Genomic DNA, 17,299 nt, shown 5'->3' with positions numbered 1-17,299 from the left:
TTATGGTCCGTAAGTCAAATGCATCTTAGTGCAAATAAAATACGGCTATTGCATGTTGGCCAATGCCTGTTTAACCGCATTATCGGTTTGGTTTGAGGCTTTGTAGTAGCCCACATCTCCTAAGTAATAGCGGCAAAGTAGTGCTTTAAGGTCGTTTTGAATTACTGTTTTCGCATTGTACAGTTGAAAACGATCGATTGGAACATTTTTACGTTGAATAAAACCAATAAAATCTCTAAAATCATTATCGGTAATGGTAAAGATGTTAATATTCTGTTCTACAAAGTTTGCGCTATATCTGCTCGTTAATACATTAAATACATAATCAGAAAGTACTTTTTTGCTCACCAGGTTACTATAAAATTTATTGTATCCGGTAGTGTCCAGTTTTACGAAAACATCTGGTTGTATACCACCAATTGGCTTAATTTTTTTTACGGGCTGTGTATTTACGCCTTCTGCTTTCTCAATCGAATCCTGAAAAGAAGTGCGGTCGCCGGTTAATTCTCCATCCATCATGCGCTCATCCAGTTCGTGTTTGTAAGCATCATAACCTTTTTTGTAAGATTTTTGGATGCTGCGACCTGATGGTGTGTAATAGCGGGCAATGGTAAGATTTAGCGCAGAACCATCACCAAAAGCAAACTGTTCCTGTACCAGGCCTTTACCAAAAGAGCGACGGCCTACAATTATGCCCCTACCTAAGTCCTGAATCGCACCAGCTACAATTTCACTTGCGGAGGCCGTATTTTCGTTAATCAGCACCGCCAGCTTACCATTTTGAAAGGCACCGGTTCCGGTCGAAAAATAATCGGTACGTGGCTCATGCTTGCCCTGGGTATAAACAATAAGCTTATTTTCGGGCAAAAACTGATCGGCCAGGCCAGTAGCTGCAGTAAAATAGCCACCGCCGTTATCACGCAGGTCGAGGATCAGCTTTTTCATGCCTTTCGCTTTCAGGCTGTTGGCCGCTGAAGCAAAATCGTTATCGGTATTGGCACCAAACTTACTGATGCGTACGTAGCCTGTTTCGCTGTTAATCATATACGCCGCATCAATACTGCTAATATTTACCTTGCCACGGGTAACCATAATGCGGTTGCTTTGTGTTAAGCCCGGATGTAATAAAACCACGCTTAACCCAGTTCCTGCACGCCCTTTAAAGCGGCCAGTTAGCTGGTCTTTGGGTAAATTTCTTCCGCTAACTACAGCAGTATCAATGCTCAGGATTTTATCGCCCAATTTTATGCCCGCCTGGGATGCTGGTCCGTCTTTAACAACGCCCGTAACCATCATAGTGTCGTTAAGCATGTAATACTCTATGCCAACCCCCTCAAAGTTTCCCTCCAGGTTATCGCTCATATCCTGTGCATCGGTTGGCGGCAGGTAAACACTATGCGGATCTAACTGATGTAAAACACTATCAATAGGTAAATTTTGAAGCGAATCGGTATTGATATCATCAACGTAGTTGCCGTTAATGATGTGAAGAATTTCGTTTAATTTCTCGTCGCTGTTGCTGGCCAGCTGTGGACTTTTTTTAACGCCAAAGCCTTGATCTTTGATAAATTTTATGCCCAAAAACATACCTGCTATTAAGATTACAGAATAGCTTATAGCGATCAGTATATTATTACGGGTATTTTTTTTCATCAGCGTTACTGCAAATTTATGAAAATTAGCGGGTTGATATATTTTTTAACTGCATTTTCTTGTCTTTTGTTTATAATTTTTAACATAAATTAACCATAACAAAGGCTGAATTGAATTTTATGAGATATATTTTTGAATTTTTAAAGGTGTATTTAGAAAGAATTTACCGAATTTTATCAAAATTAAATTTATGAATAGAGTTACCGAGCAAGAATCTAACTACAGCCACATCGATAAGATGTCGGTGTTGGAAGTCTTGCAGGGCATTAATAACGAAGATAAGACTGTAGCTTTTGCTGTAGAAAAATCTTTGCCTCAGATCGAAAAATTAACTTCGGCAGTTGCCGAAAGAATGAAAAAAGGTGGTCGTCTTTTTTATATCGGAGCGGGTACCAGTGGGCGTTTAGGTGTGGTAGATGCATCAGAATGTCCGCCTACCTATGGTGTACCTTTTGATTGGGTTGTAGGCATTATTGCCGGTGGAGATACCGCTATCAGAAGGGCTGTAGAATTTGCAGAGGATGATGCTGAACAAGCCTGGGAAGATTTGCAGGAGTTTAATATTAACGAAAAAGACTGTCTGGTTGGCCTGGCTGCATCAGGTACTACTCCTTATGTTATTGGGGGCTTAAATACGGCACGTAAACATGGCGTTTTAACGGGTTGCATTGTTTGCAATACCGGCGGACCAATTGCTGCAGAATCTGACTTCCCTGTTGAAGTGGTGGTTGGCCCTGAGTTTATTACCGGTTCTACAAGGATGAAATCGGGAACGGCACAAAAACTGGTTTTAAATATGCTTAGTACTACGGTTATGGTACAGTTAGGGCGTGTGGTTGGTAATAAGATGGTTGATATGCAATTAACCAATCATAAGCTGGTAGATCGTGGGACACAAATGGTTGCTGATGAGCTGCACATTGGCTACGAAGAAGCTGCTGAGTTGCTGAACCGCTACGGAAGTGTACGTAAAGCTGTAGAAGCCGGACAACATTAACAAATGATTGAAGGATGGAATGACAGAATTGGAGATGGGCTTAAACATTCACTCATTCAAAATTCGTTCATTCAAAATTAAATTAATGACTGAAGGGTAGAATGATTGAATTGGAGATGGGCTAAGAACATTTACTTATTCAAAATTCGCGCATTCAATAATTAAAAACTATGCACGAGATTGAGCCTTATTACCAGTGGCGAGATGATTATATTTCGGCTGAAGATGAACGTTCACCGTTTTATAATACCGAATATTCTGAGCTTTACTTCGATAAGCAGATTTATAACTTTTTACTTCACCCACAATGGGATGAATTTGGATCGAGCACACTGTACATGAAGGTGCTGTATGCCGATTACGATCGCGGTTATGCCATAATAGAGTTTATCGGTGAATGGAACGATGCCATCAACAACGATATTATGTTGCTCAAACGGGATGTGGTAGAGTTGATGATGGATGAAGGCATTAATAAATTTATCCTCATCGGAGAAAATGTGCTCAATTTCCATGCTTCTGATGATAGCTATTACGAAGAGTGGTTTCAGGAGGTGGAAGATGGCTGGATTGTTGGTGTGAATTTTCAGGAACATGTAATTGCCGAGTTTCGCGATAACAACATCGATTATTACATTAACTTTGGCGGCGATTTCGATAATCTGCCTTGGCGTACATTAAAGCCACTGCAGTTCTTTAAAAAAGTTGAAGAATTGCTGACAAAAAGATTGAACTAAATGTTTATTTTTATATAATTTAACACGCAAAAAATTAAAATGGAACAACAAAATTATCAATATCAGGACAACAGTGTTTTTGTACAGGAAAAATCTGTGTCTAAAAAATTCTTCGCTAACGTTTTCTTATGGATGTTCGTTGCATTGAGTTTATCTACAGTAGCTGCTTATCTTTTCGGTACCAACGAGCAGTTAATGCAGTATCTTTTAAATATTAACCCTGCAACAGGCAAAGTTAGTATGTCTATATTTGGTTATATAGCCATGTTCGCTCCGCTAGGCCTGGTTTTATTAATGGGCTTTGGTTTAAGCCGGTTATCATTACCTGCTTTAATAGGCGTATTTATGCTTTACTCTGTATTAACCGGAATTAGCTTAAGCTTTATCTTGTTAACATATACTTCAGGTTCGGTAGTAAGCTGTTTTGCAGGTGCAGCCGGAATATTTGGAATTATGGCATTTATGGGGTATACAACCAATATCGATCTAAGCAAATTTGGTCCGATTCTGATGGTTGGGGTAATTGGTTTAGTAATTGCCAGTGTAATTAATATGTTTATTCAGAGCGAACAGTTCAGCTTGTTTATGGCTTTTATTGGCATTGCAATATTTACTGCATTAACAGCTTATGATGTGCAAAAGATTAAAAGAATTGGCGAAGGTATTGAGGCCAGCGGAGAACAGGTTCTCCAGATTGAATCTAAGAAAATGGCGATTGTAGCTGCGTTATCTTTATACCTGGATTTCTTAAACATCTTCCTGTTCTTACTACGCATTTTCGGAAGCAGAAAATAAACGGTTTAAACAGAACAATATTCTTAAGGCTGTGCAGTTTTGCATGGCCTTTGTAATTTTATTTGGCCACAAGGCGATAATTTTTGGAAATGATGCCGCTTTGTTGCATTTTTGTATGCTTATTAAGAAAGACGGAGGGATTAGACCCAACGAAGTCTTAGCAACCTGTGCCACACAAGGTGCTAAATTCTATTCTGCAAATAGCGGAAACAGATAAGTTTAGGATTACGATTCACGTACCAACTTTTTAGATAAGCCATTAATTTAGGAAACAAGTATGAAGTATTAAGACAATTTTGCCTTTACTTTTTGCTGCCACCTAATAAAAAGTGAGTTATCAATATTTCAACGCTTGATACTTGCTACTTGCTACAACAACAACAATGAGCATTAGAGAAGAATTAGAAAAACGTATTTTGGTGATTGATGGTGCAATGGGTACCATGATTCAGCGATATACCCTAACCGAAGAGGATTTTAGAGGGGAACGCTTTAAAGATCATCCCTGTGATGTAAAAGGCAATAACGATTTGCTTAACATTACACGCCCCGATATTATCAAAACCATACACCTCGAGTACATGGCTGCTGGTGCCGATATTATCGAAACCAATACCTTTAGTACACAGCGAATTTCGATGGCCGATTACCAAATGGAAGACCTTTCTTACGAAATGAGTTTTGAAGGAGCAAGGGTAGCCAAAGAAGCGGCCGACGAGTTTATGGCGGCTAATCCCGATCGCAAGTGTTTTGTTGCAGGTGCCATTGGCCCAACCAACCGTACCCTTTCTATGTCGCCGAATGTTAACGATCCTGGTTTTAGGGCGGTTTATTTTGATGAATTAGAAGCAGCTTATTACGAGCAGGTTCGTGGGTTGGTAGATGGTGGCTCGGATGTGTTGTTGATCGAAACCATTTTTGATACCCTAAATGCAAAAGTGGCTATTGTGGCCATTAAAAAATACGAAGAAGTAATTGGTCGTAAGCTCGAGATTATGATCTCGGGGACCATTACTGATGCTTCAGGAAGAACATTGTCGGGCCAAACGGCGGAGGCTTTCTTAAACTCGGTAATGCATGCCAAACCATTAAGTATCGGTTTTAACTGTGCATTGGGAGCTAAAGAAATGCGTCCGCATATCGAAGAGCTTGCCGCAAAAGCAGGTTGTTATGTTTCGGCTTATCCAAATGCAGGTTTACCCAACGAGTTTGGAGCTTATGATGAACAACCACACGAAACCGCTCACCTGGTTGATGATTTTATTGCATCAGGCTTTGTGAATATTGTTGGTGGTTGTTGCGGTACCACACCTGATCACATTGGTTGCATTGCTAAAAATGCCCGGAAAGCTGAGCCTAGAAAATTACCTGTGCTCGAACCTCATATGCGTTTAAGCGGACTTGAGCCTGTAACCATTACCCCAGAAAGTATTTTTGTAAATATAGGCGAAAGAACTAATATTACCGGATCGCCAAAATTCTCGAAACTGATTTTAGGTGGCGATTATGAAGCTGCTTTAGCAGTTGCATTACAGCAGGTAGAAGGTGGCGCGCAGGTTATTGACGTGAATATGGATGAGGGGATGCTTGATTCGGAAGCAGCCATGACCAAATTCCTGAACCTGATTGCTTCTGAACCTGATATTGCCAAACTACCCATTATGGTCGATTCATCAAAATGGTCCGTGATTGAGAATGGCTTAAAATGCCTGCAAGGCAAGGGGATTGTGAACTCTATTTCCTTGAAAGAAGGCGAAGATAAATTCCGCGAAAGTGCCCGTAAAATTATGCAGTATGGTGCTGCGGTTGTGGTAATGGCTTTTGATGAGCAAGGACAGGCCGATAATTACGAACGCAGAAAAGAAATTTGTAAAAGAAGTTACGATATTCTTGTAAACGAAATCGGTTTCCCGGCAGAAGATATTATTTTCGACCCGAATATTTTAACCGTGGCCACCGGCCTGGAGGAACACAACAATTACGCAGTCGATTTTATTAACGCCACCCGCTGGATCAAAGAAAATCTGCCTCATGCCAAGGTAAGCGGTGGGGTTTCGAATATTTCGTTCTCTTTCAGGGGTAACAATGTGGTTCGCGAAGCCATGCACTCTGCATTTCTTTATCACGCCATTCAGGCAGGTTTAGATATGGGGATCGTAAACGCCGGTATGTTGGAGGTTTATCAGGAAATTCCACCCGAATTATTGGAAAGGGTAGAAGATGTATTGTTAAACCGTAGGGAAGATGCCACTGAGCGTCTGGTAGAATATGCCGATACCGTAAAATCGAAAGGGAAAGAGATTGTTAAAGATGAGGAGTGGAGAAAAGGATCGGTTGAAGAAAGGTTATCACATTCATTGGTAAAAGGTATTGTAGAATATCTGGATGACGATGTAGAGGAGGCCCGCCAGAAATATGCCCGCCCGATTCAGGTAATTGAGGGGCCATTGATGGATGGGATGAATATTGTGGGAGATTTATTTGGTGCAGGTAAAATGTTCCTGCCTCAGGTAGTAAAATCGGCTAGGGTAATGAAAAAAGCCGTTGCATACCTCTTGCCTTTTATTGAGCAGGAAAAACTCGATAATCCCGATCAGGATCAGAATTCATCGGCAGGTAAGGTTTTAATGGCCACGGTAAAAGGCGATGTGCACGATATCGGAAAAAACATTGTGGGTGTGGTGCTGGCTTGTAACAACTTCGAAATTATAGATATGGGTGTGATGGTTCCTGCACAGGATATCATCAAAAAAGCCAAAGAAATAAATGCCGATATTATTGGTTTAAGTGGCTTAATCACCCCTTCCTTGGATGAAATGGTTCACTTTGCCAAAGAAATGGAGCGCGAAGGTTTTACTATACCTTTAATTATTGGTGGTGCAACTACCTCACGTATTCATGCTGCTGTAAAGGTGGCACCAAATTATTCGGGTCCGGCTATTCACGTATTGGATGCATCCAGAAGTGTTACGGTTTGCAGCACTTTGATGAATCCCGATACCAAGGATGAATATGTAGCCGGTATTAAAGCCGAATACGATAAAGCGCGTGAAGCACATTTAAACAAACGTTCGGATAAGCGCTTTAAAACACTGGAAGAAGCCCGAGAAAATAAATTTAAGATAGATTTCCAATCCAACCTACCTGTTCCTGAATTTATTGGAACGAAGGTTTTTGATAATTACCCATTAGAAGAACTGGTGCCTTATATCGACTGGACCCCGTTTTTCCATACCTGGGAACTTCGTGGCAGTTATCCCAAAATTTTTGACGATAAAAACGTTGGCGACGAAGCCAAAAAGCTTTTTGATGATGCACAAACTTTGTTAAAAAGAATCCTTGACGAGAAATTGCTAACGGCAAGAGGCGTAATCGGTTTCTGGCCAGCAAATGCAGATGGAGACGATATTCAGTTAACAGTTGGCAGTAATCAGCTGGTAAATAACTCCGAACTGAAAACTGAAAACTCCCAACTGGTAACCATACATACCCTCCGTCAGCAGGCCGAGAAAGTAGACGGACAACCTTATTATGCCTTGTCTGATTTTATTGCACCGAAAGAAAGCGGTATTCAGGATTATTTTGGTGGCTTCGCCGTAACAACGGGTATTGGTATTGATGAATTAGTAAACGAATTTGAAGCTAACCACGACGATTACAATAGCATTATGGCTAAAGCACTGGCCGATCGTTTAGCTGAAGCTTTTGCTGAGCGCATGCACGAGCGTGTACGTAAAGAGTACTGGGGTTATGCCAAAGATGAAAATCTAAGCAATCAGGAACTGATTAAAGAAGAATATGCAGGTATACGTCCGGCACCGGGTTATCCGGCTTGCCCAGAGCATACCGAAAAAGGAACTTTATTTACTTTGCTCGATGCGGAAAATAAAATCGGATTACGCTTAACCGAAAGCTATGCCATGTATCCAACGGCAGCCGTAAGCGGTTTTTATTTCGCACACCCCGATTCGAGATATTTTGGTTTAGGTAAAATTACCAAAGATCAGATTGAAGATTATGCCATCAGAAAACATATGCCTGTTGAAGAAGTGGAACGGTGGTTAAGTCCAAATTTAGCTTATTAACATTGTTGCTTTGTCATCCTGATCCGATAACTATCGGATGTAACCAAGGATCTCTTAGCAAGAACATATATTTGATTTTGCAGTTATAAAAGAATAATAACTGCTCCCATGTTAGAGATGCTTCGTTAGCGCTCAGCATAACAACAAAAAACTGGTTATGAAGATTACAGACCATATAAAAAACGCAAAGGGTAAAACCTTGTTCTCTTTCGAATTATTGCCACCAATGAAGGGGCAGAGCATCCAGTGGGTTTACGATGCCATCGATCCTTTGCTGGAATTTAACCCGCCCTTTATCGATGTAACTTCCTTACGTGAGGATTACATTTATAAAGAACAGGAAAACGGTTTATTGCAAAAGGTTTCGTACCGTAAACGCCCTGGTACCATTGCCATTTGTGCGGCTATTATTCATAAATACAAGATTGATGCTGTGCCACACTTAATTTGTGGTGGTTTTACTAAAGAAGAAACTGAAAATGCACTGATTGATTTGCAGTTTTTGGGGATTGATAATGTGCTGGCGCTACGTGGCGATGCCCGCCAGGCCGAAGCCTCCTTTATTCCAACCAAAGGCGGTCACCATTATGCTACCGATCTGATTCAGCATATTAAAGACCATAATAATGGTAAGTTTTTGCACGAAGATATCGATACCTACAAAAGTGATTTCTGTATTGGTGTAGCAGGCTATCCGGAGAAACATTTCGAAGCACCTAATTTAAATGCAGACTTTAAATATCTGAAAAAGAAAGTTGATATGGGCGCTGAGTTTATTGTTACCCAGATGTTTTTTGATAATCAGAAGTATTTCGATTTTGTTAAAAAATGCAGGGAAAATGATATCAATGTGCCGATTATTCCGGGTTTAAAACCAATCAGTACCTTAAAACAGTTAACGGTTTTACCTAAAATTTTCCACCTCGATTTGCCAAACGAATTAACCGAAGCCTTATCGTATGCTAAGAACAATGCCGAGGCTAAAGAAATTGGTACCGAGGCCATGATTAAGCAGTGTAAAGAATTGATGGATTTCGGCGCACCTGTACTGCATTTTTATACCATGGGCAGACCGGAGCAAACCAAAGAAATTGCCAGGGCGATTTTTTAACAGACTTTAAAACATCTGTTAGGTTTTAAAAACTGACAGGTTTGAATGTTTCCCAAACGACTTAAACTGTATTTGACCATGAATCATTTAAATAAAGACAAGCAAAACCTCGATAGCATCTTAACAGAAGTAAAACAACAAGGGATGGCTTATTTAAATCAAATTCATGGACGTACTACGGCCAGTAATGCTGTTGTAGAACTGATAAATAGTTTAAATGAGGAAGGCCTTGGTACTGTGGGTGCTTTAAAGCAATTTAACGAGCGGTTCGAACCTATTATCGTGGCATCATCAGGTCCGCGTTATTGGGGTTTTGTAACTGGAGGCACAACGCCTGCTGCTATTGCCGGCGATTGGCTGGCTACCGTTTACGATCAAAATACCCAGTCGGCAAAAGGCAATGGCGATGTTTCTGCTGTGATCGAGCTCGAAACCATTCAACTTTTATTGTCTCTTTTTAATTTACCACCTCAGTTTTTTGGAGGTTTTGTTACCGGTGCAACCTTATCTAATTTTACCTGTTTGGCAGTTGCACGACAATGGATAGGTAAACAACAGGATAAAGATTTTGCACGGGAAGGGATTACGGGTAAGGTAAATGTTTTATCGGCTACTCCGCATTCATCGGCTGTTAAATCGCTGGCCATGCTGGGTTTGGGGAGTAACAATATTACGGCCGTTAAGGTAATGCAAGGTAACCGCGAAGCTTTGGATGTTGCCGATTTAGAACTGAAAATACAGGCTTTAAATGACGAGCCTTTTATCTTAATCTCAAGTGCCGGCACGGTAACTACAGTCGATTTTGATGATTTTGAAGCCATTAGTCAATTAAAGCAAAAATATAATTTCTGGTGGCATATCGATGCGGCTTTTGGTGGTTTTGCAGCTTGTTCGCCCCAATACAGCCATTTGGTAAAAGGCTGGGAAAATGCAGATAGCATTACGGTCGATTGCCACAAATGGTTAAATGTGCCATACGAAAGTGCTGTTTTTCTGGTTAAGGAAGCCCACCAGTTGTTGCAGGTCAAATCGTTTCAGAATTCAAATGCCGCTTACCTGGGCAATCCGATGGAGAATTTTAGTTATTTAAATTTTCTACCCGAAAACTCTCGCAGGTTAAAAGCTTTGCCAGCCTGGTTTACCTTAACAAGTTATGGAAAACAGGGCTATCAGGAAATTGTAGAAAGTAATGTGGAAATGGCCTTGTCATTTGCGGATTTTATTAACGAAAATCCGGCTTTCGAATTGCTGGCCCCTGTACGCTTAAATACGGTCTGCTTTACTTTAACCGATGAAAAGCGTGTTCCGGAGTTTCTAAATAAATTGAATGCAAGCGGAAAAGTGTTCATGACTCCAACTTTCTACAACAATAAAAAAGGAATCCGTGCAGCCTTTGTTAACTGGCGAACAACAACAACAGATGTTGAACTGGCCACTTTAGCCATGTGCGAAATTCTTACAGAACTTTAACCATAAATTTATTGTTTTAAAAGCATAGCACTTATATTTGCAACCATGAAGTTTTATGCTTTTAAATACGTACTGATTACCTGCATTGCGCTAACTTTTTTTATAAAAGTAAGTCATGTGGTTTCGTATTTAAGCTATTCTACCGATAACATTGAGGCTTTATCAACGCATGATGATGCAACCGAAAAAGAAGAAAAAAAGGTAGAAACCGAATATGCAATTGAACAAGTTGCCTTTCATGGCCAAACTTATTTCCCGGTGCTAACGGCTAAAAAGCTAATTATTTCCAATCATTCTTTTTCCCTGGCATACTTCCCTGAGGTTTTAACGCCACCCCCTTCCGTTTAACTGCATTTTTGCATTTACCTGGTTTTACATTATTGTGAAACCTTTAGTCTATTTTAAAAATTATTAAATCATCAGATATGAAACGAGCAATTTCATTGGCAGTGTTTTTAATCGCTGCATCTTTAAAAATCAGTGCACAGGAAGTTGTGCAGAACAACGTTAAACCTATAGAAAATGCATTAAATCAGGTTACAAAACTGCAGCCTGTAAGCTTTAATTACGATAAGGTCTGGGCCGAGAAACTTCGCTTATCAGCCAATCCTCAAATTGGGTTTGTAGGTTCTGATGCTAAAAAAGCTGTTCCGGATATTGTTTCTGTACAGGCAAAAGATTACTCTTCGGGTAAAAACGCCTTCAAAACTGCAACTATTACCAAGGTCGACTACGAAAGTTTAGTGCCACTTTTGGTCGGCAGTATTAAAGAGCAGCAACAGCAGATCGAGGAACTAAAACGCGAAATTAAAGCTTTAAGGGGCCAGCGTTCTAAATAGTTATGCAGGCAGGTACGTAATCCTATTAAGGAGATCGTCACCCTAAATTTATTTCAAGGTCTCTCTGTAAATTAATTAAAATAATAAAGGGATTCAGGCCTAAAGCCCGAATCCCTTTATATGCTCATTATTATAATAACTTTATCCTTTCAGCAAATAAGCCTTAAACCCTTCAAAATCTACTCCTAACTGATCAGCCTGTTTAGGCTTGCTTTCTAAATCGGTAACCTGCTCTGGAATTTCGATTTTTGAGGCAATCTCATCCGGGAAGATGTCTGGAAACTTGCAGGCATGCGCTGTAGATAAAAATACTGCCGCGCTTTCATCTGCCGGATTTTCGTTTCTGTATTTTTCTATTGCTAAATAAGCGATTGCCGTATGCGGACAGGCTACATAATTAAATTTATTATCAATCGCTTTAATTCCTGTAAGTGTCTCTTGATCAGTAAAACGATAAGCTGTAACCACTTTCTTCAAAGCATCTACATCCTGGTTAAACAAGTCCATAATCCTAACCCAATTACTAGGCGCACCAACATCCATCGCGTTCGAATAGGTTTGTGTAGAAGGTTTAGTCTCATAATTGCCAGTCGCTAAAAAGCGTGGAACAGTATCATTCACATTCGTTGCTGCAATAAACTGTTTTACAGGTAAGCCAAGTTTGTAAGCCAGTAAACCAGCACCAATATTACCGAAGTTTCCGCTAGGTACTGAGAAAATTACGTCGCTATGTCCTTGTTTTTTTAACTGAGCATAAGTGTTGAAGTAATAAAACGTTTGCGGAATTAACCTCGAAATATTGATCGAGTTAGCTGAAGTTAAGCGAAATTTATTATTCAGATCAGCATCTGCAAAAGCTTGTTTAACCAGGGCCTGGCAATCATCAAAAGTTCCTTTTACCTCGATAGCACGTATATTTTGCCCATTGGTGGTTAATTGTAACTCTTGTATCGGGCTAACCTTGCCTTCAGGATATAAAATGGTAACACGTGTATTCGGTACACCTAAAAAGCCAAGGGCTACCGCGCCGCCGGTATCACCAGAGGTAGCTACCAGTACATCCAAAAGCTGTTCTCCGTCTTTTAAGAAATATGCCATCACACGGCTCATAAAACGAGCTCCAAAATCTTTAAAAGCCAAAGATGGTCCGTGGAACAACTCGAGTACAAAAGTTTTTTCATCTAGTTTCACTGCAGGCGCCTCAAAGTTAATGGCATCTTCAATCAATGCTTTTAAGTCATCAGCCGGAATTTCATCTTTCAATAGGGCCGAAGCTACCTGGTAAGCAATTTCGGGTAAGGTGTATTGCTCTATATTTTCTACAAACGCAGCATCCAGCTGTGGAATTTTTACAGGCATGTATAAGCCTTTATCTTGTGGCATGCTGTTAAAAACGGCTTCTTTAAAAGAAACACGTAAATCTTTATTGTTGGTTGAGTATAGTTTCATTTTTTAATGGGTTGGAGGGTTGAAAGGTTGAAGGTTGGAAGGTTTTGGATGTTTAGCCCTCCACCTTTAAGCCCTCAGCCTTCCAGCCTTAAGAAATTACCTTTGGTCCTTCGGCGTTAACGGGAGAAACAAAAGCTTTGCTGTTAATATTTATTTTATGCAGATGTTGCTGCTGCGATTTGGTTATTTTTCGTGCGGTTTCTTCATCTCGGGTTAAAGCGAAAACCGATGGGCCTGATCCTGAGATGCCAAAACCGATGGCGCCATTTTCCATCGCCAGCGCTCTCATTTCTTCAAAACCGGGGATTAAAATTGAACGCGTTGGCTCTACCAGTACGTCTTTCATGCTTCTTCCAATCAAATCAAAATCATTCATAAACAAACCGCTCACTAATCCGGCTACATTTCCCCATTGGGTAACGGCGTCTTTTAGCGATACTTTACTGCGGATCATTTGGCGCGCGTCTTTAGTCGGCACATCTACCTCAGGGTAAACAATAGCTGCATACATGCCTGCCGGAGTTGGCAAAGAAATCACATCTAGTGGTTCGTAGCTTCTTACTAAAACAAATCCACCTAGTAGGGCAGGAGCAACATTATCGGCATGACCGTAACCGCAGGCCAGTTCTTCGCCTTTCATGGCAAAAGGAACCAATTCTTTGGTGCTTAGCAAATCGCCCATTAATTTGTTTATGGCAAATAAACCAGCTACTGTACTTGCCGAACTCGATCCTAAACCACTGCCAATGGGCATTTTTTTGTGCAATTCAATCTCTACACCTACATCTAAGCGGTTTATATGTTTCAGATAGTGCTGTACGCTTGCGCTAACCGTATTTTTTGCAGCATCTAAAGGTAAGCGACCATCATCGCCGGTAATCTTTTTAATCACTACGCCTGGCGTATCGGTTAAGCGCATTTCAACTTCATCGCCAGGTTCATTAACGGCAAATCCCAAAACGTCGAAACCACAAACTACATTGGCAACAGTGGCGGGGGCGAAAACTTTTATACTTTTTTTCATTATTAATAGGCTTAGCGCTTGGTTAAGCAGTTATTTGATTTAAATGATATTTTAAATGCACAAGGTAATCTTCAATATAAAAAGAAAGGCTGTGCAGCTCGGTCTTTCCTTTTCCTGTATCGCAGGTGTTTTGAAGTTTTTCTTCGGGAATATTTTCAATAACCCGGCTAATCTGGTAATTCAAAAGTTTCCAGAGGCTTTTTACTTCAGCAATATTTACAGACTGATAATTTTGATAGGCTACCCATTCATCCTGATGATAAATGATTTTAACCTCCTGTTCGTATTGGCTAACAATTAAGCGGCGAATATTATTGGATGCACTATCAATCAAATGGCCCAATAATTCCTTTTTCGACCATTTATGTGGCTGTGGCTTATCATTCCAGGCTGCTTCGGTTATGTTTTCAAAATCGATCATTGCCTGGTTAACCAGAAGAAGGATCTCATCTTTTATGGCTAAAACTGAATTCATAACACTAATTGCTCAAGCTGCCCACATTAATAATGTCGGCAAAAACACCCGCTGCTGTAACTTCTGCTCCTGCACCAGGGCCTTTTACCACTAATGGGCGCGATTTGTAACGATCGGTTGTGAAAGAAATGATGTTGTCACTTCCCGATAGCATATAAAAAGGATGGCTGTCATCAACCATTTGCAGGCTGATTTCTACATTTCCATTTTCCAGTTTACCGATGTAGCGTAAAACCTTACCATCTTTGGCTGCGTTATTTTTCAAATCTTCAAAATAGGCAGCGTTGGCCTGTAATTCTGAATAGAAATCTTCAACTGACGTTGCATTTAAACAAGCTTCTGGTAAAATGTTGTCGATTTTTACATCGCTGGCTTCTAAAGGATAACCCGCATCACGTGCCAGGATCAGCATTTTACGCATAAAATCTTTTCCGTTTAAATCATCACGTGGATCGGGTTCAGTGTAGCCAAGTTCCTGCGCTTCTTTTACTGTTTCGTAAAAACCTGCTTCGCCTTTAAAGTTATTGAAGATGTAAGAAATGGTTCCCGATAAAATGGCTTCAATACGTGCAACTTTATCGCCACTCATCATTAATTCTTTCAACGTACGGATAATTGGTAAACCGGCCCCTACGTTGGTTTCATAGTAAAAATCGACCCCGAATTTACGTGCGGTATCTTTAAACGATTTGTATTGTGCAAAATCGGCCGAGTTACCTTTTTTGTTACAGGTTACCACCGATATGCTGCTTTCGAATATACCCTGGTAAAATTCAATTGGCGATTCGGCCGCTGTATTATCTACAAAAACACAATTTGGCAAATTCATGGCTTTCATTTTGGCCACAAATTCGGCCAGATTAGCTTGTTCGCCTTTATCATTTAATTCCGATTCCCAGTTATCGAGCGATAAACCATCAGCGTTAAATGTCATTTTCCGTGTATTGCTTATTCCGGTAACTTTCACCTGCAGGTCGTTATTGGCTGCAAGGAATGGCATTTGCTCTTTTAATTGATTGAACAAGGTTTTACCAATGTTTCCGGTTCCCAAACAAAAAATATTTAATGTTCTTTTCAGGTCGGTAAAGAAAGCATCGTGTACCGCATTTACAGCTTTCGATAAATCAGCTGCACTGATGATAACTGAAATATTGTATTCTGATGAACCTTGGGCAATTGCCCTTACGTTAATACCGTTGCGGCCCAGCGCACTGAATAAACGCCCGCTCATACCTGGTGTATGTTTCATATTTTCGCCTACAATGGCCAAAACAGCAAGGTTGTTTTCAACTTCTGGTAGTTCGAGCTTTTTGGCATCAAGCTCCAGTTCAAATTCTTTTTTGATTAAAGCGATAGCTTGTGCAGCGTCAGTTGGTTTAACGGCAAAAGTAATGCTGTGCTCCGAAGAAGATTGGGTAATCAAAACTACATTGATCTGCTCGCGCGATAGCAAAGAGAATAACCTACCACTAAAACCAGCTTTACCTACCATACCACTACCGCTAAGGTTGATGATACTGATGTGATCGATAGATGAAATTCCTTTTATTGGTAAATTAGATGATTTAACATCGCTTTTAATATATGTTCCGGCAAAATCAGGTTCGAAGGTGTTTTTGATCACAATCGGGATTTTTTTCATAAATGCCGGGATCATGGTTGGTGGATAAATTACTTTGGCACCAAAATAACTCAGCTCCATGGCTTCGGTGTAGCTCAGTTCAGGTAAAGAGAAAGCTTTTTTCACCATCCGGGGATCGGCAGTCATCATGCCGTTTACATCTGTCCAGATTTCTATTTCTTCGGCATTTAAGGCTGCGCCCCAAACGGCAGCAGTATAATCAGAACCACCACGACCCAGGGTAGTTACACGTCCTGCTGCATTGCTGGCAATAAAGCCGGTAACAAAGAGCACTTTGCTTTTATTTTCCTGGTAAAAATTGTTGATTAGCATTTCGGTTAGTTCGGTATCTACTTTCGCTTGGCCGAAATTGCTGTCGGTTTTAATAAAATCAGCGCCGTTTACATAAAGGGCATCTCCAAAATTTTGTGAGGCAATATGGCTGATCATGAAAGTGGAGCAGCGTTCGCCATAGCTCAAAATCTGATCTTTGGTTTGCAAGCTCAGTTCTTTTAGGTTGCTTACCGCCTGTAATAAGTCTTCCAGCTCGTTGAAAAAGATTTTTAACCTAGTAAATACAGGATTTTGTGCTGCTGCTGGCAAAAGCGAGCGGATCACTGCAAAGTGTTTCGCTTCAATTGCTTTTAAATGAGTATCGTAATCTTCACCACGCTCAGCCATTTCGGCCATATCAGTAAGCAAATTGGTTACACCACTCATTGCCGATAATACAACTACCGGGCTGTTCTTCTGTTTTTCTTCGCCAACAAGGCGTAAGAGGGTTTTAATGTTCTCGGCCGAACCTACGGATGTGCCGCCGAATTTAAGTACTTTCATTAGTATGGGGTTTTTATGGTAATGAAACCTGCACAATAGCTTGCTAAGTTATTATTTGGACTTATTGTGACAGTTTTCAATGGTTTTAGCTTAAAAAAAAAGCGTCCCGACTTTTGTCGGGACGCTCTCTGTGTTTTATATTTTTTCAATTTACAACAAATTAGCCCCGCTGGTTTATACCGGTGGTAATAATAATTGTTGTAATA

General features: G+C 40.4%; 13 protein-coding genes and 1 riboswitch. Of the genes, 8 read left to right on the top strand and 5 right to left on the bottom strand.

Annotated features, from left to right (window positions below; genetic code table 11):
- Positions 1–45 precede the first annotated feature (45 nt).
- Positions 46–1,653 (bottom strand): S41 family peptidase, encoded by a 1,608-nt coding sequence (locus DBR40_RS01540; RefSeq protein ID WP_124558050.1) that lies wholly within the window; start codon positions 1,651–1,653, stop codon positions 46–48.
- Positions 1,654–1,843: 190 nt separating this feature from the next.
- On the opposite strand from DBR40_RS01540, the gene murQ reads away from it, so the two are divergent.
- From murQ to DBR40_RS01500, 8 genes are all read left to right on the top strand, one after another.
- Positions 1,844–2,650, top strand: a complete 807-nt coding sequence (gene murQ / locus DBR40_RS01535) for an N-acetylmuramic acid 6-phosphate etherase (RefSeq protein ID WP_124558049.1) — start codon at positions 1,844–1,846, stop codon at positions 2,648–2,650.
- A gap of 170 nt (positions 2,651–2,820) precedes the next feature.
- Entirely contained in the window at positions 2,821–3,387 is a 567-nt protein-coding gene (locus DBR40_RS01530) for a hypothetical protein (protein WP_124558048.1), read from the top strand.
- Positions 3,388–3,426: 39 nt separating this feature from the next.
- Positions 3,427–4,182 carry a Bax inhibitor-1 family protein gene (locus DBR40_RS01525; RefSeq protein ID WP_124558047.1) on the top strand — a complete coding sequence of 252 codons (756 nt, stop codon included), beginning with the start codon at positions 3,427–3,429 and terminating at the stop codon, positions 4,180–4,182.
- Between the two features lie 116 nt (positions 4,183–4,298).
- Positions 4,299–4,402, top strand: a riboswitch (SAM riboswitch).
- A 163-nt stretch (positions 4,403–4,565) separates the two neighbouring features.
- Positions 4,566–8,267: a methionine synthase gene (gene metH / locus DBR40_RS01520; protein ID WP_124558046.1), complete on the top strand. Its 3,702-nt coding sequence runs from the start codon at positions 4,566–4,568 to the stop codon at positions 8,265–8,267.
- A 157-nt stretch (positions 8,268–8,424) separates the two neighbouring features.
- Complete coding sequence (gene metF / locus DBR40_RS01515) at positions 8,425–9,378, top strand: methylenetetrahydrofolate reductase [NAD(P)H] (protein WP_124558045.1); 954 nt, start codon at positions 8,425–8,427, stop codon at positions 9,376–9,378.
- A gap of 78 nt (positions 9,379–9,456) precedes the next feature.
- The gene (locus DBR40_RS01510) at positions 9,457–10,848 is read left to right on the top strand and encodes a pyridoxal phosphate-dependent decarboxylase family protein (RefSeq protein WP_124558044.1); all 1,392 of its coding nucleotides are present in this window, start codon (positions 9,457–9,459) and stop codon (positions 10,846–10,848) included.
- Positions 10,849–10,893: 45 nt separating this feature from the next.
- Positions 10,894–11,196: a hypothetical protein gene (locus tag DBR40_RS01505; RefSeq protein ID WP_124558043.1), complete on the top strand. Its 303-nt coding sequence runs from the start codon at positions 10,894–10,896 to the stop codon at positions 11,194–11,196.
- Between the two features lie 77 nt (positions 11,197–11,273).
- A complete protein-coding gene (locus tag DBR40_RS01500; protein WP_124558042.1) occupies positions 11,274–11,687 on the top strand; it encodes a tail fiber domain-containing protein in 414 nt (137 codons plus the stop codon).
- A 141-nt stretch (positions 11,688–11,828) separates the two neighbouring features.
- On the opposite strand, the gene thrC is transcribed toward DBR40_RS01500, so the two are convergent.
- From thrC to thrA, 4 genes are all read right to left on the bottom strand, one after another.
- On the bottom strand, positions 11,829–13,136 hold the full coding sequence (gene thrC, locus DBR40_RS01495) for a threonine synthase (RefSeq protein ID WP_124558041.1): 1,308 nt from the start codon (positions 13,134–13,136) through the stop codon (positions 11,829–11,831).
- Positions 13,137–13,224: 88 nt separating this feature from the next.
- Positions 13,225–14,160: a homoserine kinase gene (locus DBR40_RS01490; protein WP_124558040.1), complete on the bottom strand. Its 936-nt coding sequence runs from the start codon at positions 14,158–14,160 to the stop codon at positions 13,225–13,227.
- 22 nt (positions 14,161–14,182) lie between these two features.
- Positions 14,183–14,635, bottom strand: coding sequence for a DinB family protein (locus DBR40_RS01485; protein ID WP_124558039.1), 453 nt, complete (start codon positions 14,633–14,635; stop codon positions 14,183–14,185).
- Between the two features lie 4 nt (positions 14,636–14,639).
- Positions 14,640–17,093, bottom strand: a complete 2,454-nt coding sequence (gene thrA / locus DBR40_RS01480; protein ID WP_124558038.1) for a bifunctional aspartate kinase/homoserine dehydrogenase I — start codon at positions 17,091–17,093, stop codon at positions 14,640–14,642.
- Positions 17,094–17,299 lie beyond the last annotated feature (206 nt).

It is taken from the genome of Pedobacter sp. KBW01 (assembly GCF_003852395.1).
Lineage (GTDB): Bacteria > Bacteroidota > Bacteroidia > Sphingobacteriales > Sphingobacteriaceae > Pedobacter.
Note: the sequence above shows the minus strand (reverse complement) of the source record. Positions and strands in the feature narration are given on the sequence as shown.